Here is a 24821-nt window from a genome sequence, read left to right as displayed (position 1 = left end):
GGTGAAGTGGAGGTATCCGTGTCCCGGCCTGGTGCCCGCGTCACCGCGGGCGGCCGACGGCGCACGGACGCACCGGGGTGCGGACGGGCACCCTCACGGGGGTGGGGTGCCCGGCGCCCGTTCCCGGCTCCGGTGATCAGACGGTGAGTGAGGTCTGCGGAGGCGGCGCGGGAGCCAGAGTGTGGCGTACGTACCACTCGGTGGCCAACAGCCGCTCCCGGGCCTCCGGCGCGAGACCGGCGATCAGCCCCGGCAGGGCTCCCCGCTCCACTTCGCTGCGGTGCGCCAGTACGGCGGCGGTCTTCTGCCCGACCCAGGGGCCGACATCGACGGTCGCGGTGACCCGTTCGTCCGGAACGCTGTACACCGCTTTGCGCGCGCCGATCAGGTCCCTCAGCGCCGGCACCGCCGAGTGCGGGTGCGTGGCCAGGTAGAGGGCGCGCGGCTGCCAGGGGGCGCCGGCCTCGGGGTAGAGCTGTTCGAGCCCGGCCGCCTGGGCCGCCAGCGTGGTCACCCGGTGGGTGTGCACGTGGTCCGGATGGCCGGGCAGCCCGCCGTACGCGTCATGCGTGACGACGATGTCCGGACGGAACTCCCGGATGTGCGCCACCACGCGTCGCACCGCCTCGTCGAGCGGCGCGTCCAGAAACCGCGCGCTACCCGGAGCCGACCACGGCACCCGCGCGTCGGCGTACCCCAGCATCCGCGGCTCACCCGCCCCGAGAACGCGCAGCGCCTCGGCCAATTCCGCGGCACGCGGGGAGTCCGCGGCCCAGGTCGCCGTGACGACCGCGGTCCGCGCGCCCTCGGCGGCGTGCCGGGCGAGCACACCGCCCGCCGCCAGGGACTCGTCGTCCGGGTGGGCGAAGACTCCGAGCAGACTCGGCACGGACATGGCCGACTCACCTTCCGATAGGAGACGGCCCCACGATCACCCCCATGGGGCCGGGGGCCGCACACCCGCCCCCCATCACGTCAACCGCATCCCATGAGCCGTGACAACCACGTCGTAAGCCCCCTTGAGGCCCCCCTCGCCCACATAGCACCGGTAGCCGGAAGGCTTGTCGAGCGGGACCAGGCGGACCTTGGGGACCTTGTCGCAGCGCAGTGACCTGGCGGCCTTGCCGCCGTAGATCCCGTACTGCTTCCACGCCCGGGCGCGGACGCCCTCGTCGGTGACCACGCCGCCCTTCGTCGGGGTGGCCGTATACTGCATCAGAATGAAGCCGCCCTTGGTCTCGACGTTGAAGGGCACGTCGACGCCCAGGTATTTGACGGTGCACGTGAACTTCTGCGGCGTGTTGCCGACTTCGGCGGTGTCGCAGGAGGTGACGGTCTGCTGGGGCACGCCGCCGCCCATGGCCAGGACGCGGCTCTCCAGGTCGTACTTGATCTGGTCCAGCACCGGTGCCTTCTTGCCGGGCGCGGGATGCTGGGGCGCGGCCTTCCCGGACGGTGTGGCCGTCGGGCTCGGTACGGGGGTGCCGTTGGTGAGCAGCGGGTCCGGTGACGACCCGCACGCGCTCGCCGCCGCGACCACCAGGCCCACTGTTGCCGCCGTACGTATCCACTTGTTGCGCTGCACTGCTGCTGCCCCGTTTCCCCGTTATGCGTTGATCATCGAGCGTCGTCCTGCGGGGCTGCCCGCCGGACGTCGCCCGATCATAGGGTTCGGGGGCGGAAGCGGAGTGGGCGGGGCCTTGGCAGCAGGGCCTATGCCTTGAGGTGGCCGCTCATCCACTCCAAGGCGGCGGGTATCTCACGGCGCCAGGTGTCGAAATTGTGGCCGCCGCTGTCGAGGATGATCGACGCGATCCGGCCCGGGGATTTGGTCTGCCGGATGAACCGCAAGGTGTTCCGGTAATTCGACTCGCCCTGCTTGCTGGTGGTGACGAGGAGGTTCACCGGTGCCGCGGGGAGGTTTTTCTGCCGCCACATGAGGTCGTTCTCCCGCTCCAGTTGCTTGTCGCCGCCGAACAGTGCGCCGGTGTCGCGATCCAGCGGGGCCTTGTAGTCACCGGAGAGGGCCACGCCGGTGGAGAACGCCTTCGGGTAGCGCATCGGCATTTTCAGAGCGCAGTAGCCGCCCGTGGAGTCCCCTATGACACCCCAGTTCTTGGCGTCGGTGCCGACCCGGTAGTGGCTGGCTATGTCGTCGCGTACGTCATGGGTGAAGAACGTCTCGGTCTGGGGTCCGTTCGGGACGTCCACGCACTCGGTGTCCCTCGGCGGCGCCACGGTCGGGCTCATCATGACGAATATGGTCGGCTGCATCTTCTTCTTGCCGACCAGGTCGTGCTGCGTCTGCGGGTAGTCCAGCTTCTTGTAGAGGGCTTGCTTGGTACCCGGGTGGCCGGTCAGCACCACGGACACCGGGAAGCGTTTCTTCGCGTACTCCGACTGGAAGTACTGCGGCGGCAGATACACGAACGCCTCGCTATTGATCTTGGATTTTTCACCCTTGAGCGCGACCTTCTCGATCCGGCCGGCGTCCCGGGGCTTGGAACCGCCGGGGAGGCCCGCGCGCTCGATGCCGAGCACCTTCACCTTCGCGCCGCCGGGGCCGGCGCTCGCGAGATCCTGCTGGATGCCGAGCAATTCCCCCCAGGAACCGAAGAAAAGGTACGCATTGTTCGCGAGGAGGCCGATCAACGCGAAGATGGACACCTGGGTGGCCAGCAGCAGGCCGATGCGGCCGAGGACCGTGCGCCAGTTCTGCCTGGACAGGCGCGGCCACAGCCAGATGGTGAGGACAAAGAGTGCTACCGCGCAAAGGACGGCCAGGAGCAGCACTTTCTTGCTGGTCAGACCCATGTGGCGCTTTCTTACGGGCGGCCGGTCAGCCGGGCCGCGGGTGCCGCCCCGGGCCCTGATACACCGTCGTACAGGGCGCGGAAGCCGAGATACCGCGGCTCACACACACGCGTTCTCCCGACCGGGGCGGCGAGGCAGTGATGTCTTCAGGCTAGATGGAGAAAAGCCCGGGAGGGTTGCGTGGCGTCCGCACTGAAAAAGCGCCGGCCGTGCCGCGGACGGGAAAAGCCTCAGCCCGACCGGGCCAGCCGGAATCCGAGGTCGTCGATGCGCAGCGTCGGATGGCTTTTGCGGCGGCAGGCGGCGCGGCAGCCCCGGGGCCGGTCCAGCCAGCCGCCGCCGCGGAATGTGCGGTACGGGCCGTAGACCTGGGCGTCGTAGATGTCCCAGCACCACTCCCACACGTTGCCGATCATGTCGTACAGGCCCCAGGCGTTGGGGGTTCTGGTGGCCACGTCATGCACCTCGCCACCGGAGTTGTCCCGGTACCAGGCGATCTCGTCCAGCTCGCCGTAGCGGACACCGGAGGTCCCGGCCCGGCACGCGTACTCCCATTCCGCCTCGGTCGGCAGGCGGTAGCCGTCGGCCCGCCAGTCGCAGACGACATCCTGTGCGTCGGGGTCGGTGCCCGTCGTGTAGCAGGGCTGCCGGCCCGTCGCGCGGGAGAGCAGGTTGCAGAACCGTACGGCGTCCAGCCAGGAGACCTCGGTCACCGGCGTCCGGGGTCCCGCCGGGCCGGCGGGCGCCGCGCCCACCACGGCTCGGTACAGCTCACGGGTGACCGGGTACGGCGCCAGCCGGAAGGCCGCGACCTCGGCCCGCCGGTCCGTCTTCGCGGCCTCGTCCCGGAGGACGACCTCGCCCGCCGGTATCGCGGTCAGGGGCCCGGCCGTCAGCCGGGGTGTTGTCGTGTCGGAGCTTGTCACCAGGGTGTTCTACCGGACCGGGGGCGGTTGGCAAGGCCGCTCCGGAGCGGCGGCCCTACGGGGGCACGGGGCATGCCGTACGGCCGTCACGCGATCTTCATGCGCGGACACGGTGCGGACATGACACCGATACAACCGCATACCGCCGCCACCGCACCGAACCCGGATGGCGCAAAGCGCCGCGATGTGCGGCCCGGCGCGTGTAGGGCGACGCCGGAGGGTTACCCATGCGGTACCCCGGCGGGGTTCGCCGGGAGTCCTCCGAGTGAGGGGCCCTCGATGTCGCTGCTGTCCGGTGTGCCCGGCCTGTCCGGGATCCGCGTGCCCCACGTACCGAAGCCGTCGCTGCCGCTGCCCGGCCCGGTGGTACGGGGCGTGCGGGCAGGTGCCCGAGGGGCCCTGGAGGTGGTCTGGCAGCTGGCGGGAGTGCCCGGCCGGGCGGTGTGGTCGCGGCCGGGGCGCTGTTACATCGCGGTGCACGGGGTGCAGACGGCAGGCGGGGAGCGGGTCGCGCGGCGGGTGGAAGAGGTCCTGGAGCGGCAGCCGGGGGTGGAGTGGGCGCGGGTGAACAGCCCGTCCGGGCGGGTGGTGGTCGCGCTGGGGGCGGGGGCACCGCGGCAGCGGGAGCTGATCGCCCTGGTGGCGGAGGCCGAGGCGGGCGCGGAAGCGCGTACGGATGCGGAGTGCGACAAGCACGGCGAGTGGTGCCAGGAGCCGCACCACCCCTGCGAGGGGCCGCGGACCCGCCAGTCGATGACGGGGCTGGCCGCCGACACGATCGGCCTGGGCATCGTCACACTCGTCCGCCTGACCCCATGGGCCCCGCTGCCCGCCGAGCTGGCCTCGCTGGCAGGGCTGTTCGAGCACCACCCCCGGTTGCGTGCCTGGGTGGCGCGCGGCCTGGCCGGTCCGGCGCAGGCCGAGTCGCTGCTCCCGGCGGTCAGCGCGCTGGCGCAGGGCGTGGCCACCCGGGGTGGTGGGCTGATGCTGGACGCGGTGCAGCGGATCGCCCAGTGGCGGGAGGCCGGCGCGTACAAGAACGCCTGGGAGGCGGTGGAGCCGCAGTTGGTGCGCGGCCCGCAGGACGCCGCCGCGGAGCCGATCGTGGTCGAGCGCCCGGTACCGGCGCCGAAGGACTCGATGGACCGCTACACCGACCGGTCGCTGATCGCCGGGATGGCGGCCGGTGCGGCGGCCGTGCCGTTCGCCGGGCCGCGCCGCGGGCTGGCCGTGGCGCTGGCGGGCATGCCGAAGGCGCCGGAGGCCGGGCGGGAGGGGTTCGCCACGTACCTGGGCCGGTCCCTGGCGCTGCGCGGCGTGGTGGCCATGGACCGTGGTGTGCTGCGGCGGCTCGGTCAGGTGGACTGCGTGGTGCTGGACGGTACCGCGCTGCGCGGCGACCGGTACGACCTCGCCGACCTGGAGCTGCTCGCGGAGGCGGACCCGGACGGGACCACCGCCCGTCTCTTCGAGCTGTTCGACGCCGACGAGCCGCTGGAGACACACCGGTCGGCGGACGGCTGGGTGCTCGGCCCGGCGGCGGACCTGCCCGGCCGGAAGGACGGCGAGCCCGACGGCGCGGCGGAGGACGCCGTGCGCCGGCTGCGGAAGAAGGGCTACGACCATCTGCTGGGCCTGGCGCGGAACGGGAAACCGCAGGCGATCGCGGCGCTGGCGGCGCAGACCGCGCCGGGCGCGCAGGCCGTGGCGGCCGCCGCGCGCCGCGCCGGGGCGCGGATCGTGCTGGCCGCCGACCGCCCGGACACGGAATGCCGATACGCCGACGCCATCCTGCCCGGCGGCAAGCGGCTGGTGGCGTCCGTACGGGAACTCCAGGCCAACGGCGCGGTCGTCCTGCTCGTCTCGGGCAACCGCCGCGCCCTGGGCGCCGCCGACTGCGGCATCGGCGTACACCGCAAGGGGAAGGCGCCGCCCTGGGGCGCGCACCTGCTGGTCGGCGGCGATCTGAGTACGGCCGGGCTGATCGTGGACGCGGTGGCGGTGGCGGCGCAGGTGGACCGGGAGAGCGCGATGCTGGCCGCGGGCGGCAGCGGGGTGGGGGCGGTGGCCGCCGTACAGGCCCGCGCGTTCCGTGCCACCCGCCGCGCCGCGACCGCCGGGCACACCGCCGGATCGGCCGCCTTCTGCCTCGGCGCCTGGCGCGCCCGGCAGTTGCTGGCCCGCCCGCCGCTCCCGGCGGCGCAGAGCACGCCGTGGCATCTGATGCCGGCCTCCCAGGTGCTGGAGCGCCTGGCGGCGACTCCGGACGGGCTGTCGTCCCGCGAGGCCACGGCCCGTTCGTCGCCCGCGCGGCGCACCGACGGCCCGCGGCGCACCGGCCTCGCCACCGCGTTCGTCGAGGAGCTGGCCAACCCGCTCACCCCGGTCCTCGCGGCGGGCGCCGCGCTGTCCGCCGCCGTCGGCTCGCGCACCGACGCGGCGCTCGTGGCCGCGATCACCGGCACCTCGGCGCTCGTCGGCGGCGTCCAGCGGGTACGTACGGAACGGGCGCTGGCCGAGCTGTTCGAGCGCTCCGCGATCAACGCGCGGGTACGGCGGGACGGCGACGAGCGGCAGGTGAGCGCCGGTGACCTGGTCCCCGGGGACGTCATCGTGCTGGGAGGCACCGAGGACGTGGTCCCGGCCGACTGCCGTCTGCTGACGGCCGAGGGCCTGGAGGTGGACGAGTCGTCGCTGACCGGCGAGTCCCTGCCGGTCGCCAAGGACCCCGCACCGGTGGTGGCGGCGCAGCTCGCGGACCGGCGCTCGATGCTGTACGAGGGGACGACGGTGGCCGCGGGCCGGGCCACGGCCGTGGTCGTCGCCACCGGCCCGGCCACGGAGGTCGGGCGCAGTCTGGCCACCGCGCGGCAGGCCGCCCCCACGGCCGGTGTGGAGAAACGGCTGGCGTCGCTGACCAAGGCGAGCCTGCCGATCGCGCTCGGGTCGGCCGCCGCCGTGGCCGGGGCCGGGCTGCTGCACGGCAGGCGCCTGCACCACACGCTGGCCTCGGCGGTGAACCTTGCGGTCGCCTCCGTCCCCGAAGGGCTGCCGTTCCTGGTCAGCGCGGCCCAACTGGCCGCCGCCCGGCGCCTCGCCGAGCACGGGGCGCTGGTGCGCAACCCTCGTACGATCGAGGCGCTCGGCCGCGCCGACGTGCTGTGCTTCGACAAGACCGGCACGCTCACCGAAGGCACCCTGGAGCTCGCGGAGGTCAGCGACGGCGAACGGGCGCTGCCCGCCCGCCGGTTGGACGACGCGCGCCGGAAGATCCTGGCCGCGGCCCTGCGCGCCACCCCGTCCGAGCACTCCTCGGAACCGCTGGCGCACCAGACCGACCGGGCGGTGATGTCCGGGGCCCATCGGCGGCACGTCACCGTAGAGGACGGCGCGCCCGGCTGGCACCGTACCGACGACCTGCCGTTCGAGCCGTCCCGCGCCTATCACGCCACCACCGGGCGGTCCTCGCGCGGCGCGCTGCTCAGCGTGAAGGGCGCGCCCGAGAACGTTCTGGAACGCTGCGCCCGGCGCCGTACCGGCAGCACGGCCGACCGCCCGCTCGACGACCGGGAACGTGCCCGCCTGACCGCGACCGCCGAGGAACTGGCCGGCGCGGGCCGCCGGGTCCTGGCGGTCGCCGAACGCCCGATGGAGCCCGGCGAGTCCCTCGCCGAAGAAGCCGTGGACGGGCTCGTGCTGCTCGGCTTCCTCACCCTGTCCGATCCCGTACGGGCCGGAGCACCGCCCGCCGCCGAGCGGCTGCGCGAGGCCGGTGTTCAGATCGTCATGCTCACCGGGGACCACCCGGCCACCGCCGACGCGATCGCCTCCACCATCAACAACGGCGCCTCCCAGCGCGTGTGCGGCGCCGCCGAACTGGACGAACTGGACGACGACGCGCTCGACGCGCTGCTGCCCCGGGTCGATGTGATCGCCCGGTGCAGCCCGCACCACAAGGTCCGCATCGTGCAGGCGTACCAGCGCATCGGCCGGGTGGTGGCGATGACCGGCGACGGCGCCAACGACGCGCCCGCCATCCGGCTCGCGGACATCGGTATCGCGCTGGGCCGCCGGGGTACCCCGGCCGCCACCGCCGCCGCCGACCTCGTGGTCAGCGACGACCGGCTGGAGACGATCATCGCCGCGCTGATGGAGGGACGGGCGATGTGGACCTCGGTCCGCGCCGCGCTGGCCGTCCTCATCGGCGGCAACCTCGGCGAGATCGGCTTCAGTGTGCTCGCCGCGGCCCTCACCGGCCGCGCCCCGCTGACCGCCCGGCAGATCATGCTGGTCAACCTGCTCACCGACCTGGCACCGGCGCTGGCCATCGCGATCCGCGAACCGTCCGGCGACGGCGGCGAACGCCTGCTGCGTGAGGGCCCCGACCGCTCCCTGGGCACCGCGCTCACCCGGGAGCTGCTGCTGCGCGGCTTCACCACGACCCTCGGCGCGACGCTGGCCTGGGGCGCGGCCCGGCTCACCGGCCGGCGCCGCCGCGCGGGCACCGTCGCGCTGGCCGCGGTGGTCGGCACCCAGCTCGCGCAGACGGTGCTCATCGGTGGGCCGGACCGCAGGGTGCTGATCGCCGGCCTGGGGTCGGCCGCGGTGCTGGCGGCGGTCATCCAGACGCCGGGCGTCAGCCGGTTCTTCGGCTGCACCCCGATGGGCCCGGTGGCCTGGGGCATCACGCTCGGCGCCATCGCCGCGGCCACCCTCGCGGGCACGGCGCTCGCCCCCGTCGTACGACGGATGCCCGCCGCTCAGCCGAAGTCGTAGTCGAAGGTGTACGGAACGGACTCCTGGCCGGGCTCGTGGGTGAACGCGCCGGTGCCGCGCAGCCCGGCCAGTTCCCCGGTGCCCGAGCCCGGCACGACCTGGAAGGCGCAGCGCACGCTCCCCCGCTCGTCGAACGAGCCGCGCTCCTCCACGACGAACGTGCCCCTGTGCCCGTCCACACTCCCGTCCAGCAGTTCCATACCGGTGAACGTGCCGGTCTTCTCCGTGAGGTAGACGATCGTGTACGCGCAGGTCGTCTCCGCCGCCTCGATGCCGCCGGCGAAGGCGTTGGTGACGGCGGCGTGCGCGAGGCCCGGGTACGTGCCCTCCGGGCGGCTCCCGAGGGCGCGTTCCTCCCAGCCGGCATAGGTGAAGTGGCCGGTGAGCCGCGTACGGCGGGCGCTGGACTGCGTGGACATGGTGGTCCTTCCGGTCGTGCGTCGGCGCGGCACCCGTAACCGGTCCGCGCGGCGGTCGATCACAGCCTGACCCCCGTACCTGACACCTCCTGTCAGGTACGGCGCGACAATGACCGCATGCGCGTCGACCGTCTGCTCTCCCTCCTCCTGCTCCTCCAGAACCGCGGCCGGATGACCGCCACCGAACTGGCCGCCGAACTGGAGGTGTCGCCGCGCACGGTCTACCGGGACATCGAAGCCCTCAGCGCCGCGGGCATCCCGGTCCGCTCCGAACGCGGCCCGGACGGCGGCTACTCGCTCATGGACGGCTACCGCACCCGGCTGACCGGACTGTCCGACGCCGAGGCCGAGTCCCTGTTCCTCGCGGGCGTACCCGGTGCCGCCCGCGAACTGGGCCTGGGCGCCGTCCTGGCGACCGCCCAGCTCAAACTCCAGGCCGCACTCCCGCCCGGCCCGGCCGACCGGGCCCGCCGCCTCCAGGACCGCTTCCACCTGGACGCCCCCGCCTGGTTCCGGGACGCCGACCCGGTCCCCCACCTGGCGTCCGTGGCACACGCCGTATGGGAACAGCACACACTGCGCGTCCAGTACCGGGCCTGGGGCGGCACCGTCGCGGAACGGGAACTGCACCCGCTCGGCCTCGTCCTCAAGGGCGGCATCTGGTACGCGGTCGCCACCCCCGCCGGCACACCAACCCCCCGCACGTACCGCATCTCCCGCCTCCTGACCGCCGAAGCAACGCACACCCCCTTCGACCGACCCCCCGCCTTCGACCTGGCCGCCTACTGGACCGACTCCTCCCGCCGCCTCGAATCCCAACTCCACCAGGCCACAGCACGCCTGCGCATCTCCCCCCGCGCCCAACGCCTCCTGCCCATGCAATTCGGCACAGCAGGCACCCAGGCCCTCAAAACCGCCGGCCCACCGGACGACGACGGCTGGACAGAAGTGAACCTCCCGGTCGAAACCCCCTCCGTAGCCGTCGGCGACCTCCTCAGACTCGGCACGGAGGCGGAGGTGCTGGGGCCGGAGGAACTTCGGGGGGAAGTGGGGCGGGTGGCGGCCGAATTGGCGCGGCGGTACGGGGAGTTGACCCCCGACGCGTGAATTCTTCTTCGTCACCGACCGTTGAACGGGAACTCCGGCACCAGCTCCTTCGTCGTACGAGACATGAGCACCAGCACCACCCGGCCCACCGCTCCGGAGCCCGTCGCTCCTGCCCCCACCACGCCCGACGCGTGGCGGGACCTGCTGGACGACTGGGACGACATCCGCAACGGGTACCACCTCGGCGAAGCGGACGAAGCGGTCCTCCAGTGCGTGCATCGCCTCGACGCCGACCCGACGGGCCCGGACGCCCTTCTGTGGACCCTCGGGCTGGTCACGCTGGTTCCATACGTCGCCGCGGCCGCGCCGGGCCCTGGAGTCGAAGCCCGGACGGCCGAGGTGCTCTCCGTGGTGGCCCGCGCGCACGGCGACCGGATGTGCGAGCACGAGAAGCACCCCTTCGAGCCGTACGAAGACGACTTGGACACCCAGCTCGAAGAACTCCCCTCCGCTCTCTCGGCCCTGATATCCCAGGAGGCCGAGGTCCCGGACGAATACGCCCCGGGCCACTGGCACTGCCCGCGCAACATCGCCGGGTTCGCCCGCGCGGCTCTGAGCTACCTCACCATGTGAAGCAGCCCACCCCACCCCACCTTGACCTCAAGTCCGCTTGAGGACCCAGGCTCCTCAGGTGTCACGCACCCGCCTTACGGCGCTCACCACCCGAGGAGAACCAGCCATGACCACAACGGCCGTCGCCGCTTGGATACGGGACCACGCCCATCCGCTCACCATGGCGGACCCCGGCGCCCCGGCCGACGATCTCGCTCCGCTGGACGGCCTCGTCCGGGGCGCGCGGGTCGTCGCGGTCGGTGCGTCGACGCGGCTGTCGCATGAGTTGGCCGGGGTCTCCCACCGGATTCTCCGGTTTCTGGTCGAGCGTCACGGCTTTCGTTCGCTGGCGTTGGAGGGAGACGATGCCGTACGGGCCGGGCTGGACGCGTATGTCCGGACCGGCGCCGGGGATCCGCGGGCGATGCTGGCGCAGGCGCGGCCGTTCTGGCGGATCGAGGAGATCGCTGACGCGGTGGAGTGGATGCGGGCGTACAACGTCGCGCATCCGGATGATCCGGTGCGGTTCGCCGGTGCTCCCGAGGGGCAGCGGGTGCCACAGGGGCCGGGCGGGCTTGCGGACATCGAGCGGGTTCTGGCGGAGGACACCATCCGGTGGCAGCAGCACACCGGCGACAAGGTCGTCTACTGGGGCGGCCTCGCGCACACCGTCAAGGGCGATCCCCGGACCGTCTCCCCCTCGTCGCCCCCGGCGACACACCGCAACGCGGGCGGTTACCTGCGCGAACACTACGGCAGCGGGTACGTCTCGATCGGCCTGACCTTCCACCACGGCTCGGCTCCGATGGCCGTTCCCGCCCCGCCGGAGGAGTTCGCCGAAGCCACACTGGGACGCTCCGGCCTTCCGGACGCGTACCTCTGGAACCTGCGCGCACCGAGCCCGGCGGCCGTACGGGAGTGGCTCACCGCGCCGGTCAGGACGCGGCTGGTCGGGCCGCGCTACGACGCTCGTGACTATGCCGCGCACCATCTGTCCGGCGGCTCCCTCGCGGACTGGTTCGACGCGCTGGTGCACGTCCGGACCGTCTCGTCCGCGCGCTTCCTCTGAAACGCTCACCGCCCCGTCCGCACCACTCCCGCCTCCAGATGCTCCCCCACCACCCTGCCGACCCGCGCCAACGCCCCCGCCTGCGTCATCGCGTGATGGGTGCAGGCGATGTCGTGGCTTTCGATGTGGCCGGTGACCAGGTGGCGCCAGGATTCGGCGGTGGGGGCATGAGGGGGCTTGTTCTCGGTGGCGTGGAAGTAGAGGAGGTCGCCTTCGTAGATGCCTTCGGAGAAGGTCGGGAGGAGTTTGACCGAGTTGGTGAACACCTCGGTGACAGCGGTGAGGCGGTCCTCGCCGAGTGCGGGGTGTTCCTTGAGCGAGTCGAGGAGTTGGCCGCCGCCACTCTGGCTCCGCAGCACAGCTGCCACGCCGGGGACCGTCAGCGGGCGGGGGAACCGGTCCGGGTCGTGGCCCGCCGCCTCCAGAAGGAGGGCGAGGATGTCGTGTTCCGTCACCGCGGTGCCGGTCGCTCCGTGGGGGTCGATGGGGCGCGAGTCGAGCATGGCGAGCAGGCCGACCCGTTCTCCCCTGGCCTGGAGCCGGACGGCGATGGCGTGGGCGAGCGCGCCGCCGAGGGACCAGCCGAGCAGGTGGTAGGGGCCGGTGGGCTGGACGGCGCGGATCTGGCCGACGTAGTCGGCGACCATCTCCTCGAAGGTGGTGGGCAGCATCGTGCGCTGGGCCAGGCCGCGCGCCTGGAGTCCGTACACCGGCAGGTCGGGGCCGAGGTGGCGCAGCAGCCCCGCGTAGCACCAGCTGAGCCCGCCGGAGGGGTGGACGCAGAAGAGCGGAGGCCGGGTGCCCTGGGTGCGCAGCGGCAGCAGCACCTCGAAGCCGTCGGTGCCGTCGCCGGTCTCCAGCGCCTCGGCCAGGTCGGCGACGGTCGGCGCTTCGAACAGGGTGCGGATGGAGAGTTCGGCGCCCAGGGCGGAGCGGATACGGCTGATGAGTTTGGCCGCGAGCAGGGAGTGCCCGCCGAGGGCGAAGAAGTCGTCGTCGATGCCGACCTGCCGCACTCCGAGGGTTTCGGCGAACAGCGCGCACAGCACCTTTTCCCGAGAGCTGCGCGGCGCCCGGCCGTTGCGGGCGGCGGGGGCCTCGGGGACGGGCAACGCGGCGCGGTCGAGCTTGCCGTTCGAGGTCAGGGGCAGCTGGTCCAGGAGGGCGAAGGCGCCGGGGACCATGTATTCGGGCAGGCGGGCGGCGGCCCAGGCGCGCAGGGTCTCGTTGTCGACCTGCGTGGGATCGGGGGACGTACGGCCGTCGGCGCGGCGTGAGGCCGGGATGCGGGTGTGCGCGTCGCGGCCGGGGATTCCGGCGGCGGGGACCACGTACGCGGCCAGGCGCCGGTCGCCGGGGGTGTCCTCCCGTACGGTGACCACCGCGTGGGCGACGCCCGGGTGCCGGGCCAGCGCGGTCTCGATCTCGCCGGGTTCGATGCGGAAGCCGCGTACCTTGACCTGCCCGTCGGCGCGGCCGAGGTATTCGAGGATGCCGTCGGGCGTCCAGCGCGCCCGGTCGCCGGTGCGGTACATGCGTGAGCCCGGCGCACCGCAGGTGCAGGGCACTCCGGGGTCGCCGCAGGTGCCGCCGGCCGATCCGCTGCCCGCGTGGGCGAACGGGTTGGCGACGAACCGCTCCGCGGTCAGCGCGGGCCGGCCGAGGTAGCCGCGGGCGATCTGGTCGCCGGCCAGGTACAGCTCGCCCGGTACCCCGGCCGGCACCGGGTTGAGCGCGGCGTCCAGGACATACGCCTGGACGTTGCGCCCGGGGCGTCCGATGACGGGCTGTCCGTCCTGGTCGGCGATGCGGCAGTACACCGCGTCCACGGTGCACTCGGTCGGCCCGTAGTAGTTGTACGCGGTGGTGCCGGGCAGGGTGCGCAGCTTCTCCCACAGGGCGGTGTCGATGGCCTCGCCGCCCACCATGAGGATGCGCGGGCTGTGCCCTTCGCCGGTGCACAGCCCGGCGGCGAGCAGCTGGTGGAGGTAGGTGGGGGTGAGGTCGAGGAAGTCGATGCGCCGGTCGGTGATGTAGGCGACGAGGGCGGGCGGGTCGAGGCGTACGGCGTCCTCGACCAGGTGGAGTTCGTGGCCGGCGGCCAGGAACAGCGGGCCTTCCCAGGCGGTGTCGAAGGAGAACGCGGCGGTCAGCGCGGCCCGCAGGCGGCGCCGGGCCGCGGCCGTCTCCGGGTCGATCAGTTCGGCCTTGTGGTCGAAGAAGAGGTTCGTCAGCTGGCGGTGTTCCACGACGATGCCCTTGGGCTGCCCGGTGGATCCGGAGGTGTAGCTCACGTAGGCCGGGTGGCCGGGCGTCAGCGGGCTCCGGCGGTCGGCGTCCGTGGGGTCGGTGACCGGCCGGTTTCCCAAGTCCCGCACGGTGGCGGGGTCGTCGAGGCACAGCGCGGTGGCGGTGTCCGGCAGGCGCTCACCGGCCGCCGTCGTGGTGAGTACGCATGCGGGGCGGGTGTCGGCGAGCAGGAAGCGGATGCGCTCGGCGGGCAGCTCCGGGTCGACCGGCACATACGCGGCGCCGGTCTTGAGCACCGCCAGCAGGCCCGCGATGTGCTCGGCCGTGCGCGGCAGCGCCAGCGCCACGCATGTCTCGGGTCCGGCGCCGCGTGCGATCAGCGCGTGCGCCAGCCGGTTGGCGCGGGCATTCAGTTCGGCGTATGTCCAGTTGGTGGCGCCGCAGACGAGCGCGGTGGCGTCGGGTGTGCGGCGCGCCTGCTCCTGGAAGAGGTCGGGCAGGGTGGTGACCGGGACCGTACGGGCGGTGTCGTTCCAGCCGGTGGTCACCCGGCGGCGCTCGACCGCCGGCAGCAGGTCGATGCCGCCGACGGGCTGCTCCGGGTCGACCTCGGCGAGCGTGTCCAGCAGGGCCAGGAAGCGGCGCTGGTGGGCGGCGGTGACCTCGGCGTCGTACAGGCCGGGGTCGGCCTGGAAGTCGATGCGCAGGCTGCCGTCGTCGGTGCGCTCGTAGACGTTGACGCCGAGGCCGGTGACCGGCCCGTTGGAGAGATTGTGCAGGGTGGCCGGGTGCTGCCCGAAGCTCAGCTCCGGGTCGTAGCTCATGATGTTGATGCCCCAGTCGCCGAGGTGGCCGCCGGTGTGCGCGGCGCCCATTTCCTGGACGAGGTACGGCGACGGGTAGCGCTGGTGGCGCAGCAGCCCGCGGGCCCGCTCGGAGGTGTGGCGCACCAGCTCCCGTACGGTCGTGTACGGGCCCAGTCCGACGTGCAGCGGCAGCACGTTGGCGAGCATGCACGGCGTGTTGCGGGGTACGGCGCCGACGCGGCCGGTGACGGTGAGGTCCAGCGTCACGTCGGTGTTGCCGCTCATCCGGTGTACGTACAGCGCGAGGGCGGCCATCGCGACCACGGGCAGCCCGGACCGGGTCTGCCGGGCCAGGGAGCGCAGTCCGTCGGCGGCGGGCGCGGGCAGGTGGGCGGTCTCCCGCACGAAGCGGTGCGGCACGGAGGCCAGGCGGCTCGCGAGATCGGTGTCGGTGGTCCGGCCGGCGAACCGCTCGGCCCAGAACGCGCGGTCGCGGGTGAACCGTTCGGAGGCGTGGTACGCGGCTTCGTCGGCCAGCAGCTCTTCCAGCGTGTTCAGCCGGCACGGGGGAATGTCCTCGCCCGCCTCCAGCGCGGAGTAGACCTCGGCGACGCGCTGGATGAAGAGGGAGAAGCCGTAGCCGTCCAGGACGATGTGGTGCAGGGCCATGTACAGCACGCAGTGGTCGTCGGGCAGCCGCAGCACCGCGAAGCTGAACAGCGGGGAGCGCCGCAGGTCGACGGGCTCGCGCAGGTCGTCCCACATCCATGCCTCGGCCCGGGCGTACGGATCGCGCGGCCCGGCGGTGCCGGGGTCCCGCAGGTCCACGACGGGCAGCGGCCAGTCGTCCGCCAGGTCGGGCACCTGCCACACGCCGCCGTCCTCGTCGGTCTCGAAGCGGACCCGTACGGTGTCGACGCCGGCCACGGTGTGGCGCACCGCGGCGTCGAGCAGGACCAAGTCGACCGGGCCGTGGATGTCCACGTACTCGGCGGCACGGTAGCTCGGGTTCTCCGTGTCCAGCTCCTGGGAGAACCACACTCCCGTCTGCGCGACGGTCAGCGGCATTCGGCGACCGCGGTTGCCTGGCTTCCTGTTCATGCTTGCCGTCTCCTGACGAAGGTGCTGGTCTTCACGGCGGCCGGGCCGGTGGCGTGGCCACCCGACCGGTCGCACCTCACGCGCCATACAGGGCCAACGAGCACACATGACGGGTGTATCGGTTCGTCGGCAAATCTCTTTGGACAGGTGTGCGGAGACGGGTCCGGCGCACGGTGGGCGGACCGTCCGCACGGCCGCTCACCCGCAGCTCACCGGCGGAATTCGGGGTGGAGCGCGGGGCGGCGCCGGGGGCCGGGCGGCGGGCCGGCCCCCGGTCCGGCGGTCACGCGTACGTCGAATACGTGCGCCAAGGCGTGCCGCCGGGGTCACTCTCCGGGGCGTACGAGGTCCGACGGGTCGGTGTTCGCGCCGCACACGACGACGCACACCCGCTCGCCCGGCGCGGGCCGGTACGCGCCCGAGCGGAGCGCGGCGTAGGCGGCCGCCGTACCGTGCTCGACCGCCAGTCTGCGGTCGTCCCACAGGGCGCGGCGCGCGTCGAGGATCGCCTCGTCCGGTACGAGCAGCGAGACCGCCTCGGCGCGCCGGGCCCAGTCCAGGGCCATGTGCGTGACGCGGCGGGCGCCCAGCGAGTCGGCGGCGACGGACCGCACCGGCACGTCGACCACCCGGCCCGCCTCGATCGCCGCGTTCAGCGCCCGGCAGTTCTCCGGTTCGACGGCCACGACCCGTACGCCGTGGTGGTGCGCGGCCGCCGCGACCCCGCTGAACAGGCCACCGCCGCCGACCGCGACCACCACCGTGTCCAGACCGGGCAGCGCGGCGCGGATCTCCTCCAGCAGGGTGCCGGCGCCGGCCGCGATCAGCGGGTGGTCGTACGCATGCGACTCCAGCGCCCCGGTCCGCGCGATGTGTTCGCGGGACGCCTCCAGGGCGGCGGCGTACTCGGTGCCCACCTGGCGTACTTCGGCGCCGAGGCGCCGCAGTTTGGCTACCTTGACCGGCGGCGCGGTCTCCGGCACGAACACGGTCGCCGGGATGCCGTGCCGGGCCGCGGCCCAGGCGCAGGCCAGTCCGGCGTTGCCTCCGGAGGCGATGACCACGCCGGCCTCGGGCATGGTGCCGGCCGCGCGGTGCGCCGCGGTGAAGTTCGCCGCGCCGCGGGCCTTGAAGGAGCCGGTGTGCTGGGTGAACTCGTAGGCGAGCCAGCCGTCGGCGGGCCCGAAGGTGCCGGGGTCGACCGGCGCGACGGTCACCGGGCGCACGTCCCCGGCGATCCGGCCGGCCGCCGCCCGCACGTCCTCGTAGCTGATGCTGCTCATCGCGGACCACTCTCCCGGGTCGAACGTCGTGAACGGTGGTGCCGGCCGGAGGTCCGCCTCGCGCCCGGACCGGTCCAGTTGATCACGCGTCCCCGTGGGCCCCCGCTCGGGCCAGGGGGCGAAAGTCCCGTCCCGTCAGGACTTTCCGCCCATGGCGCACGGGACCGTACGGCGAAATGATCTTGATACGCCGGGCCGGCGGCGCGTCCTGGCCGCCGGCCGACCGAAGGGAAACCTCCGCACGTCATGACATTACGCAAGCCCGCCGTGCTCGCCCCGGCCGCCGCGACAGCCCTGTTCGTGGGGCTGCTCCAGGCACCTGCCGCCCAGGCCGCAGGCGGTCCGCCGTCCTCCGGTGCCCGCGCCCTGGACAACGTGCTGTGCATCTACAGCACCGAGATCACCGACCGCACCACCGGCGGTTACGTATGGGACGTCGCCAAGCGGGCCCACGCGCTGTGGAAGAGCGAGGACTTCCAGCGCACGTACGGGAAGCTCTCCTACGCCGAGCAGATGAACAAGCTGCTGTACGAATTGAACGTGAGTCAGCACGTGTTCGGCCACAGCTGGCTCGTGCACTTCAACTCCGGCGGCGCGCTGCACCGGAAACTCGACGGGGGCGAAGAGGCCCGCTACGACACCTATTCGTTCCAGCCTAACGACCCGGACGGCACCAACGGCGACGGTTCGCCGGTCGACGGCATGTCCGTCAATTACACCGGCTACGACATCAACGTCCCGGGCAAGCCCCTGGTCGAATGGGACCGGCCGAGCCGCAAGCAGGACCAGGGCCAGGCGTATTCGCCGCGCGCCGCACACTGCAAGAAGCTGACCGGCACCCAGCAGAAGGCATTCGACCAGGAAATCCGGCGGCGGGCGGACATCAACGAGAAATACACGCTCCTGCCGAGCTGGAACTTCGTCCTCACCGGTGGCTGGGCGGGCACGTCGGCGCGCAACTGCACCACCTTCGCCCTCCAGGTCTGGGACGCGACGATGAAGGACGCCCCGTCCGAGCGTCTCGACGCGTCCGGCGGCCTGCCCGCGGCCGACATCAACAAGCTGGGCGGCGAGGTGCCGGGCGACCTGACACAGAGCGAGTTCTCGGCGTGGATTCCAGCCCTGGCCGGCAAGTGGATCCGCGAGAAGAACGGCGGGCAGAACGAGAACGCGGAGGTTCCGCGCTTCGCGGACGACGTACTGGCACCGGCCGACGCGCGGTAGACGCCGGGGCGCGGCGGGCGTGGGGCCGAGCGATCGGATGGCCGGTTGCCTCGCCCCTCCCCCAACCGCGCCCCTCCCGTGCCATCGTCGTGGCACACCGCCCCACCCCAGGGAGCCACCGTGCCCGACCGCACCCCGCACACCCCCTCCCGCCCCGGCGCCGCCGACCTGGTGATCGAGGGCGGCACCGTCCTCGTCCACGACGACCACGACGGCATCGGCTTCGCCGAGGACGCCGCGGTCGTCGTACGGAACGGCCGGATCGACGCGGTCACCACGGCCGCGGCGGTGGCGGACCTGCCCGCCGCCGAACGCCTCGACGCCCGCGGCCGGGCCGTGCTGTCCGGCCTGATCAACTGCCATACACACGCGCCGATGGTGCTCTTCCGGGGCAGCGCCGAGGACCTGCCCATCGAGGAGTGGTTCAACGAGCGGATCTGGCCGGCCGAGACCCGCCTCACCGACCACGACGTACGGCTCGGCGCGCTGCTCGCCTGCGCCGAGATGATCAGCCGCGGTGTCACCACGTTCGCCGACCACTACTTCGCGATGGACGAGGTGGCGCACGCCGTGGAGGTGAGCGGACTGCGGGCGAACCTCGGGTGGGCGTACTTCTCCTCGATGGGCCCGGCGGGCCGCGAACGCTCGCTGGACTTCGCGCTGCGCCGCCGCGGCGGGGCCGGCGGCCGGATCACCACCTCGCTCGCGCCGCATGCGCCGTACACCGTCTCCGACGCCGACCTGCGCGCGACCGCCGGGCTCGCCCGCGACCACGGCCTGCCCGTCCACCTGCACGCCGCCGAGAACCGCGAACAGACCGAGCACAGCCTCGCCCGCCACGGCCGCACCCCGATCGAGACGCCGCACCGCACCGGCCTGCTGGACGTGGACGTCCTGATCGCCCACGGCACCGGCATCCTGGAGCGGGACCTCCCGGTGCTCGGCAGCGCCACCGCACGGGTCGGCGTGGCCACCGCCCCCAGGAGCCACCTGAAGTTCGCGTGGGACACGACGCCCGTACGGCTGCTGCGCTCGATCGGCGTCCCGGTCGGCCTGGCGACGGACGGGGCCGCGTCGAACAACACTTTGGACGTCTGGGAGAGCATGACGCTCACGGCCCTGATGCAGAAGGCGGCGGAACGGGACCCGCGGTGGCTGACCGCCCGCCAGGCGCTCGATCACGCGACGACGCAGAGCGCCCGCGCACTCGGCCTCGACGGGCAGGTGGGGCGGCTGGCGCCGGGCGGACATCGTGCTGGTGGACCTCACCGGGCCGCACGTCCAGCCGGTGCACGACCTGGCCACCGCCCTCGTGCACAGCGTCCGCTCCGGCGACGTACGCACCACCGTCGTCGACGGCCGCGTCCTCATGCGCGACCGCCGCCTGCTGACCCTCGACGTGCCCGCGATCACCGCGGAGATCCGCGGCCGGCTGCCCGCCCTGCTCGATCGCGGCCACGGCGACCGCGTTCAGCACTACGACGGCTGAGCGCCCGCTGTCACTGCCCGGCCGTCGCGTCCAGATAGGTGCCCAGCGGCTGGAGCGGGGTCCACAGCTGCTCGAAGTAGGCGGCGAAGTAGGACATGTAGGTGCGGTCCTGGACGCTGAAGCCGTTCAGCTTCTGGCGGGAGCCGCCGGAGAAGGCGAGGAAGACGACGCTGTCGTCGATCAGGGCCATGTTCAGGCCGTCCGCTGCGGCCGTCCACCGCAGCACACTGGCCTCGTAGTTGAGGATGTCGCCGGTCTCCTCGCGGTGCCGCCGGGCCCAGGCCAGGACGTCCTTGTCGGGCACGCCGTCGGTCTCCGGGATGCCGATGATGCGACGGACGCTGCGCTGGTCCTCGGTGTCCTCGCGGGCCCAGGCCAGGATGTCCGCGAAGTAGTCGGCGGACGCCTTGGTCGTGTACTGGTCGGGCGGGTAGCGGCGGGTGTAGGTGACGCGGATCTCCGAACGCGCCGACCGGACGCTGCGCGCCGCGGCGGAGTAGAACTCGGGGTTGCTGCGGTACCAGGTCGCGGCGAGCAGCGCGTCGCCGCCGACGTCCGGCAGCGCGGCCGGGCGCGCCGGCGCGGCGCGGCCGTCCGGGTCCCTGCGCAGCGCGTCCAGGCGGCGCTTCGCGTCCCGCCACCGGTCCAGCCAGTCCCCCGGCTCCTCCCCGCACGCGGTCACGAACGCGCAGGTCAGCTCCCAGCTGGGGAAGCGGCGGCCGTTGAGCATCGCGGACACCGAGCTGCGTCCGCACTTCATCTGGAGGGCGAGGCGCGCCTCCGTGGGCTCGAAGCACCGCAGGCGCAGTTCGCGCAGCTGCTCGGCGAAGGCCGCCACGGGTTCCGGTACGGGCTGGGGTGCGGGTGAGGACGGGGACCGGCCGGTCAATGGATCTTCCCCCCGGATGCGCGGTGGCGGCGGTGGCACGGACGGGGTGACACAGATGTTCCGCGCCTGTCCGTCATTGTCCGCCCGTGTCACGGGTGTTCGCCAGTGTCCGTGCGCGCCGTCCTGGTGCTCATGTATTCCGCCGCCCGTCGCTCAGGCATGGGCGCAGGTGAGCGCGGGGCCGAGACTGCCGTTAGGGGCCGCGCCGCCGCGCACGGCATCCGACGGGGCGGAAGGAGCGCGCCATGTGACCTGACCGATGACCGCGACCGGGCGGAGGGCGGAAGCGTCCCCCATCGCCGCAGCGCAACACAGAGGCCGCTCCCTGGAGCTTCTGGCGGGAAGCAGGGAACGGCCTTCTGCCGGAATCAGGAGACCCCATGTACGTCACGCACAAGGAGACCTCATGTTCGTCCATTGCAGGATAGCCCTTCGCTGTACGGGCACCGCCTTCCTGGCGGTGCTCATCGTGGGCGTCACGCTGGTGACGCCCGCCCCCACCGGATTCCCCCTCTCGCAGGACGCCCTCTGGGTCCTGCTGGCGGCGTCGGCGCTGACGCCGGCCGCCGCGGCGGGCGGAACGAGGTGGGGGCGGTGAGCGGATCGCCGGGGGCGGCGGTGTGCCGGCGATGCGGCGCGCCGGAGCCGCGCGTCTTCACCACCCCTGTCGTCGACTGCTCCGGCCGGCTGCGGATCGCCACGTCCGTGATCTGCGCGTGCGGCGAAGCCACTCTGATCGGCGTACGGCCGGCCCGTACGGACGGCGGCCGGGACACGCGGGCGGACGAGGCCCGGCGGCTGTTCCCGTTCTCCGTGTACTGACGGGGACAGGGCCGGGACCAGGTACGGAACGGGCGGGGCCGCCCCGGGCCCCGCCCGCGCCACGGCACCGGACCGGCGTACGACGCCACGGCGCCCGTCTGGGTATCGTCGGCCGTCGGACCGGTGATCCAGCCGGTGACCGGATGACGCGATGCGAAAGGTGCAGGCGCTGTGCGACGCCCTCAAGGCCGTGACCACGACCGAGGCCGCGAATACGGCCGAGGCCACGAATACCGGCGGGGCCGCGGCCACGGCCGTCCCTCCGACGGGCGTCCGGCCGGACGCCCGCAGGGCATCCGTGACGGCCTGGCCGGGGAGCTGCGCCGGATGGACGGTGCCTCGTACGGCGGGTACAAATCGCTCCTCGGCTCCTGGGCCATGCCCGGCTTCACCCTGGAGGTGATCCGCGGGCAGTCCGACCCGTACGCGCCGCCCGCGCGGGTCGCGCTGCGCGTACCGGCCGAGGAGGCGGGCTTCCCGGCGGACCTGTGGGAGTCGCCGGTACGGCGGCGGGCACTGGCGAGCTATCTGGCCCGGCGGGCCGCCGAGGCGGCGGACCACCGGTCGCTGCGCGTGGACGCGGGCGGCCAGGAGGTGCTGGAGCGCAGCTCGTGCCTGGTGGACGCGCGGGACGGCGCGGTGACGCTGCGGCTGGGCGTGGACCTGCCGGGGCACGGCCGCCGCATCGACGGGCACGCGGCGGAGCACGTTCTGTGCGGCCTGCTGCCGAAGGTCGTCGAGCGCGCGCTGCGCTACACCGCGCTGGACGCCGACGATGTACGCGCCTTCGCGGACGTCGTCGAGGACTCGGACGCGTTGCGTGCCGCGCTGCCCGGTCTCGGCCTGGTGGCGTTCGTCGCGGACGGCGCGGTGCTGCCGCGGCGCAGCGGCGTGGACGACCGCCCGGCGGCCGGCGGCGGGGTCGTCCCCTTCGCCTCGCCCGAGGAGCTGCGGGTCTCGGTGGACCTGCCGCACGCCGGGAGGGTCACCGGCATGGGTGTCCGCCAGGGCGTCACCCTGATCGTCGGCGGCGGCTTCCACGGCAAGTCGACGCTGCTGCGCGCCCTGGAGACCGGCATCTGGGACCACGTGCCGGGCGACGGCCGGGAGCTGGTGGTGGCCCGGCCCGACACCGTCAAGATCCGTTCCGAGGACGGCCGGCGGGTCGAGCGGGTGGACGTGCACGCCTTCGTCGACCACCTGCCGAGCGGCGCGGACACCACCGACTTCCGTACGGACAACGCCTCCGGATCCACCTCGCAGGCCGCCTCCCTGTGCGAGGCCGTCGAGGCGGGCGCCCGGGTGCTGCTCATCGACGAGGACACCGCGGCCACCAACCTCATGATCCGCGACGCGCGGATGCAGGCACTGGTGGCCAAGGAGCGCGAACCGCTGACGCCGTTCGTGGACCTGGTGCGCTCGCTGCACCGGGACCACGGCGTCTCCACCGTGCTGGTGATGGGCGGCTCCGGCGACTACATGGAGGTCGCGGACCAGGTGCTCATGATGGACGCGTACCTGCCGTCCGATGTCACCGCGCGGGCACGGCAGTTGGCGGCGGTGCCGACCGGCCGGACCGCGGAGGCGGAGTCCTTCCCCGGCATCGCGCACCGCCGCCCGGACCCCGGCTCGCTCGACACGTCGGTACGCGGCCGCTCCCGTATCCGCGCCCGCGGAGACGACGCGCTGACCTTCGGCGAGCACGACGTCGACCTGCGGGCCGTCGAGCAGATCGCGGACGCCCGCCAGGTGGTGGGCATCGGTCTGGCCCTGGAACTGATGGTGCGGCGCGGGTACGTGGACGGCGACCGCACGCTGGCCGAGGCGCTCGACCTGCTCGACGGCGACCTGGCGGACGGCGCGCACCGCCTCCTCGCCGTCCGCGACGAGGACTTCGCGCTGCCCCGCCGCCATGAGGTCGCCGCGGCACTGAACCGGCTGCGGGGACTGCGGGTGCTGGGGCGGCCGGCCACCCCGTAGCCGGCCGCCGGCCCGGCTCAGAGCTCCCCGAGCCGGGCCCATACCCGGTCGAACACCGCGTCGACCGAGGAGCCGCTCGCGTGCCGCGCGTTCGCGGCGCCGGCCCGGGCGGTCAGGCCGGGGTCCTCCAGGCCGCGGAGCGCGGCGGCGCCGCGGCGTACGGTCTCGGCGCGGCCGTCCGGGCCGGTGGGGTCCAGGCCCCGTACGTCGAAGCCGAACTCCCGCAGATTCTCCGGCGCCACGCTCTCGGCCACGCCCCCGGCGGCCGCGATGGGCAGGACGACGGGCTTGCCGTGGAAGGCCGCCGACGTCACCGACGACGGGCGTGCGTCGACGAAGGTCGCCGAGGGCAGCGAGGTCTGGAGATAGGCGTCGGAGACCTGGAAGACGGCGTGCACGATGCGCGGCGGCACCTCCAGCACGCAGGCCGATCCCTTCGCCACGAGTTCCGCCAGAGCGCCGGTCGCGAGGCCGTCGAGACCGGTGCCCACCCCGGAGAGGACGAGTTGCCAGCCGTCCAGTCCGGCCGAGGCGAAGATGTCGGCCGCCAGGTCCAGGTGCTTGTCCGGGTGGATCCGCCCGGCCGACAGCACCCACTTCTTCGACACGTCCAGGTTCCCGAGCCTGCGGACCACACCCGGATCGGCGCTGAAACGGGCCTTGTCCCAGGACGGCTCGGGCCCGGCGCCCAGCCACATCGCGGCGGGCGACTCCACCACGGCGTGCCAGCGCACCCCGTGTCCCGCCACAACGTCGCCGAGCCACTTCGAGGCCACGCCGACGAAGTCCGCCGCCGCCAGCGATTCCTTGTACAGGCCGCACACCTGGTGCGCGTGACCGGCGTCGCCGAGGGTTTCGGCGACCCATCGCGGGTCCGGCCACTGGGAGCCGTCGCCGCCGCGCAGGAAGAGGGCGAGCCGGTAGCCGTACTTCTCCTTCAGCGCGGCCGGCAGCGGTGCGAGCGGGAACGCGTACGGGAGGAAGACCCAGTCGATGCCGCCCTGCCGTTCCACGGCCTGGCGCAGGGACGCCTCCACCGAGAGCCAGCCGATGTGCAGGGGCGCCTTCTGCGCGGACAGGTCGTTGAACGGGACCTCCACCACCCCGTCGGGCACCGCGTCCCGCGGATCGAGCATCAGGCACCCCGAGGGGCGCAGCGGGTAGGCGTACGACACCGCCATGCCGTGGGCGAGCGCGTACGAGATGAGCGGCCGCATGAACTGGGCGGTGTGCCCGGCGATCGTGATGGGCACCGGGGTCTTGTCGATCACCCGGCTGTAGGCGGACTTTCCCATGACGAGCAGATGCACGGTT

At 73.2% G+C, this 24821-nt stretch carries 17 protein-coding genes and 1 pseudogene; 9 read left to right on the top strand and 9 right to left on the bottom strand.

Features of this window, described 5'->3' with window-relative positions; all coding sequences use genetic code 11:
* Positions 1-136: 136 nt before the first annotated feature.
* From CP984_RS37845 to CP984_RS37830, 4 genes are all read right to left on the bottom strand, one after another.
* Positions 137-895 (bottom strand): PIG-L family deacetylase, encoded by a 759-nt coding sequence (locus tag CP984_RS37845; RefSeq protein WP_003983454.1) that lies wholly within the window; start codon positions 893-895, stop codon positions 137-139.
* A 75-nt stretch (positions 896-970) separates the two neighbouring features.
* Entirely contained in the window at positions 971-1585 is a 615-nt protein-coding gene (locus tag CP984_RS37840) for a hypothetical protein (RefSeq protein WP_129820757.1), read from the bottom strand.
* A gap of 128 nt (positions 1586-1713) precedes the next feature.
* Positions 1714-2814: an alpha/beta hydrolase gene (locus CP984_RS37835; RefSeq protein WP_003983452.1), complete on the bottom strand. Its 1101-nt coding sequence runs from the start codon at positions 2812-2814 to the stop codon at positions 1714-1716.
* A 230-nt stretch (positions 2815-3044) separates the two neighbouring features.
* Positions 3045-3740, bottom strand: a complete 696-nt coding sequence (locus tag CP984_RS37830; RefSeq protein ID WP_003983451.1) for a formylglycine-generating enzyme family protein — start codon at positions 3738-3740, stop codon at positions 3045-3047.
* A 279-nt stretch (positions 3741-4019) separates the two neighbouring features.
* Here CP984_RS37830 and CP984_RS37825 point away from each other — a divergent pair, with 279 nt between their 5' ends.
* A complete protein-coding gene (locus tag CP984_RS37825) occupies positions 4020-8516 on the top strand; it encodes a cation-translocating P-type ATPase (RefSeq protein WP_030179151.1) in 4497 nt (1498 codons plus the stop codon).
* Here the strand turns inward: CP984_RS37825 and CP984_RS37820 are convergent.
* Positions 8501-8935: a DUF3224 domain-containing protein gene (locus CP984_RS37820; protein WP_003986065.1), complete on the bottom strand. Its 435-nt coding sequence runs from the start codon at positions 8933-8935 to the stop codon at positions 8501-8503. The genes CP984_RS37825 and CP984_RS37820 overlap by 16 nt on opposite strands.
* A gap of 117 nt (positions 8936-9052) precedes the next feature.
* Here CP984_RS37820 and CP984_RS37815 point away from each other — a divergent pair, with 117 nt between their 5' ends.
* The 3 genes from CP984_RS37815 to CP984_RS37805 all read left to right on the top strand — a co-directional run bounded on the left by CP984_RS37815 (position 9053) and on the right by CP984_RS37805 (position 11663).
* Positions 9053-10042: a helix-turn-helix transcriptional regulator gene (locus CP984_RS37815; RefSeq protein ID WP_003986064.1), complete on the top strand. Its 990-nt coding sequence runs from the start codon at positions 9053-9055 to the stop codon at positions 10040-10042.
* A gap of 63 nt (positions 10043-10105) precedes the next feature.
* Positions 10106-10615 carry a hypothetical protein gene (locus CP984_RS37810; RefSeq protein WP_003986062.1) on the top strand — a complete coding sequence of 170 codons (510 nt, stop codon included), beginning with the start codon at positions 10106-10108 and terminating at the stop codon, positions 10613-10615.
* A gap of 106 nt (positions 10616-10721) precedes the next feature.
* The gene (locus tag CP984_RS37805; RefSeq protein WP_003986061.1) at positions 10722-11663 is read left to right on the top strand and encodes an erythromycin esterase family protein; all 942 of its coding nucleotides are present in this window, start codon (positions 10722-10724) and stop codon (positions 11661-11663) included.
* 5 nt (positions 11664-11668) lie between these two features.
* Here the strand turns inward: CP984_RS37805 and CP984_RS37800 are convergent, their stop codons facing one another.
* Together CP984_RS37800 and CP984_RS37795 are read right to left on the bottom strand one after the other, a co-directional pair.
* Positions 11669-15820 (bottom strand): non-ribosomal peptide synthetase, encoded by a 4152-nt coding sequence (locus CP984_RS37800; protein WP_032922036.1) that lies wholly within the window; start codon positions 15818-15820, stop codon positions 11669-11671.
* 326 nt (positions 15821-16146) lie between these two features.
* Positions 16147-17103, bottom strand: coding sequence for a threonine/serine dehydratase (locus CP984_RS37795; protein ID WP_003986058.1), 957 nt, complete (start codon positions 17101-17103; stop codon positions 16147-16149).
* A 246-nt stretch (positions 17104-17349) separates the two neighbouring features.
* On the opposite strand from CP984_RS37795, the gene CP984_RS37790 reads away from it, so the two are divergent.
* Both CP984_RS37790 and CP984_RS37785 read left to right on the top strand, forming a co-directional pair.
* Positions 17350-18327 (top strand): hypothetical protein, encoded by a 978-nt coding sequence (locus tag CP984_RS37790; RefSeq protein ID WP_003986057.1) that lies wholly within the window; start codon positions 17350-17352, stop codon positions 18325-18327.
* A 120-nt stretch (positions 18328-18447) separates the two neighbouring features.
* Positions 18448-19816: pseudogene (locus CP984_RS37785) on the top strand (amidohydrolase).
* Positions 19817-19826: 10 nt separating this feature from the next.
* Here CP984_RS37785 and CP984_RS37780 read toward each other — a convergent pair.
* Positions 19827-20705, bottom strand: coding sequence for a helix-turn-helix domain-containing protein (locus CP984_RS37780; protein ID WP_129820756.1), 879 nt, complete (start codon positions 20703-20705; stop codon positions 19827-19829).
* Positions 20706-21111: 406 nt separating this feature from the next.
* Here CP984_RS37780 and CP984_RS37775 point away from each other — a divergent pair, with 406 nt between their 5' ends.
* The 3 genes from CP984_RS37775 to CP984_RS37765 all read left to right on the top strand — a co-directional run bounded on the left by CP984_RS37775 (position 21112) and on the right by CP984_RS37765 (position 23507).
* Positions 21112-21303 carry a hypothetical protein gene (locus tag CP984_RS37775; RefSeq protein ID WP_003986876.1) on the top strand — a complete coding sequence of 64 codons (192 nt, stop codon included), beginning with the start codon at positions 21112-21114 and terminating at the stop codon, positions 21301-21303.
* Complete coding sequence (locus CP984_RS37770; RefSeq protein WP_003986875.1) at positions 21300-21527, top strand: hypothetical protein; 228 nt, start codon at positions 21300-21302, stop codon at positions 21525-21527. Before CP984_RS37775 ends, CP984_RS37770 begins: the two co-directional genes overlap by 4 nt.
* Positions 21528-21698: 171 nt before the next feature.
* Complete coding sequence (locus tag CP984_RS37765; protein ID WP_030417422.1) at positions 21699-23507, top strand: ABC-ATPase domain-containing protein; 1809 nt, start codon at positions 21699-21701, stop codon at positions 23505-23507.
* Positions 23508-23524: 17 nt separating this feature from the next.
* Here the strand turns inward: CP984_RS37765 and CP984_RS37760 are convergent, their stop codons facing one another.
* Entirely contained in the window at positions 23525-24817 is a 1293-nt protein-coding gene (locus CP984_RS37760) for a glycosyltransferase family protein (protein ID WP_003986873.1), read from the bottom strand.
* Between the last annotated feature and the right edge of the window lie 4 nt (positions 24818-24821).

Origin of the sequence: Streptomyces rimosus (assembly GCF_008704655.1) — a bacterium.
GTDB lineage: Bacteria > Actinomycetota > Actinomycetes > Streptomycetales > Streptomycetaceae > Streptomyces > Streptomyces rimosus.
Note: the sequence above shows the minus strand (reverse complement) of the source record. Positions and strands in the feature narration are given on the sequence as shown.

Bases quoted from the DNA above. Each gene is read 5' to 3' on its own strand.
- CP984_RS37845 (WP_003983454.1), bottom strand. From the start codon at position 895: ATGTCCGTGCCGAGTCTGCTCGGAGTCTTCGCCCACCCGGACGACGAG.
- CP984_RS37820 (WP_003986065.1), bottom strand. From the start codon at position 8,935: ATGTCCACGCAGTCCAGCGCCCGCCGTACGCGGCTCACCGGCCACTTC.
- CP984_RS37835 (WP_003983452.1), bottom strand. From the start codon at position 2,814: ATGGGTCTGACCAGCAAGAAAGTGCTGCTCCTGGCCGTCCTTTGCGCG.
- CP984_RS37775 (WP_003986876.1), top strand. From the start codon at position 21,112: ATGTTCGTCCATTGCAGGATAGCCCTTCGCTGTACGGGCACCGCCTTC.
- CP984_RS37825 (WP_030179151.1), top strand. From the start codon at position 4,020: ATGTCGCTGCTGTCCGGTGTGCCCGGCCTGTCCGGGATCCGCGTGCCC.
- CP984_RS37805 (WP_003986061.1), top strand. From the start codon at position 10,722: ATGACCACAACGGCCGTCGCCGCTTGGATACGGGACCACGCCCATCCG.
- CP984_RS37815 (WP_003986064.1), top strand. From the start codon at position 9,053: ATGCGCGTCGACCGTCTGCTCTCCCTCCTCCTGCTCCTCCAGAACCGC.
- CP984_RS37790 (WP_003986057.1), top strand. From the start codon at position 17,350: ATGACATTACGCAAGCCCGCCGTGCTCGCCCCGGCCGCCGCGACAGCC.
- CP984_RS37810 (WP_003986062.1), top strand. From the start codon at position 10,106: ATGAGCACCAGCACCACCCGGCCCACCGCTCCGGAGCCCGTCGCTCCT.
- CP984_RS37800 (WP_032922036.1), bottom strand. From the start codon at position 15,820: ATGAACAGGAAGCCAGGCAACCGCGGTCGCCGAATGCCGCTGACCGTC.
- CP984_RS37795 (WP_003986058.1), bottom strand. From the start codon at position 17,103: ATGAGCAGCATCAGCTACGAGGACGTGCGGGCGGCGGCCGGCCGGATC.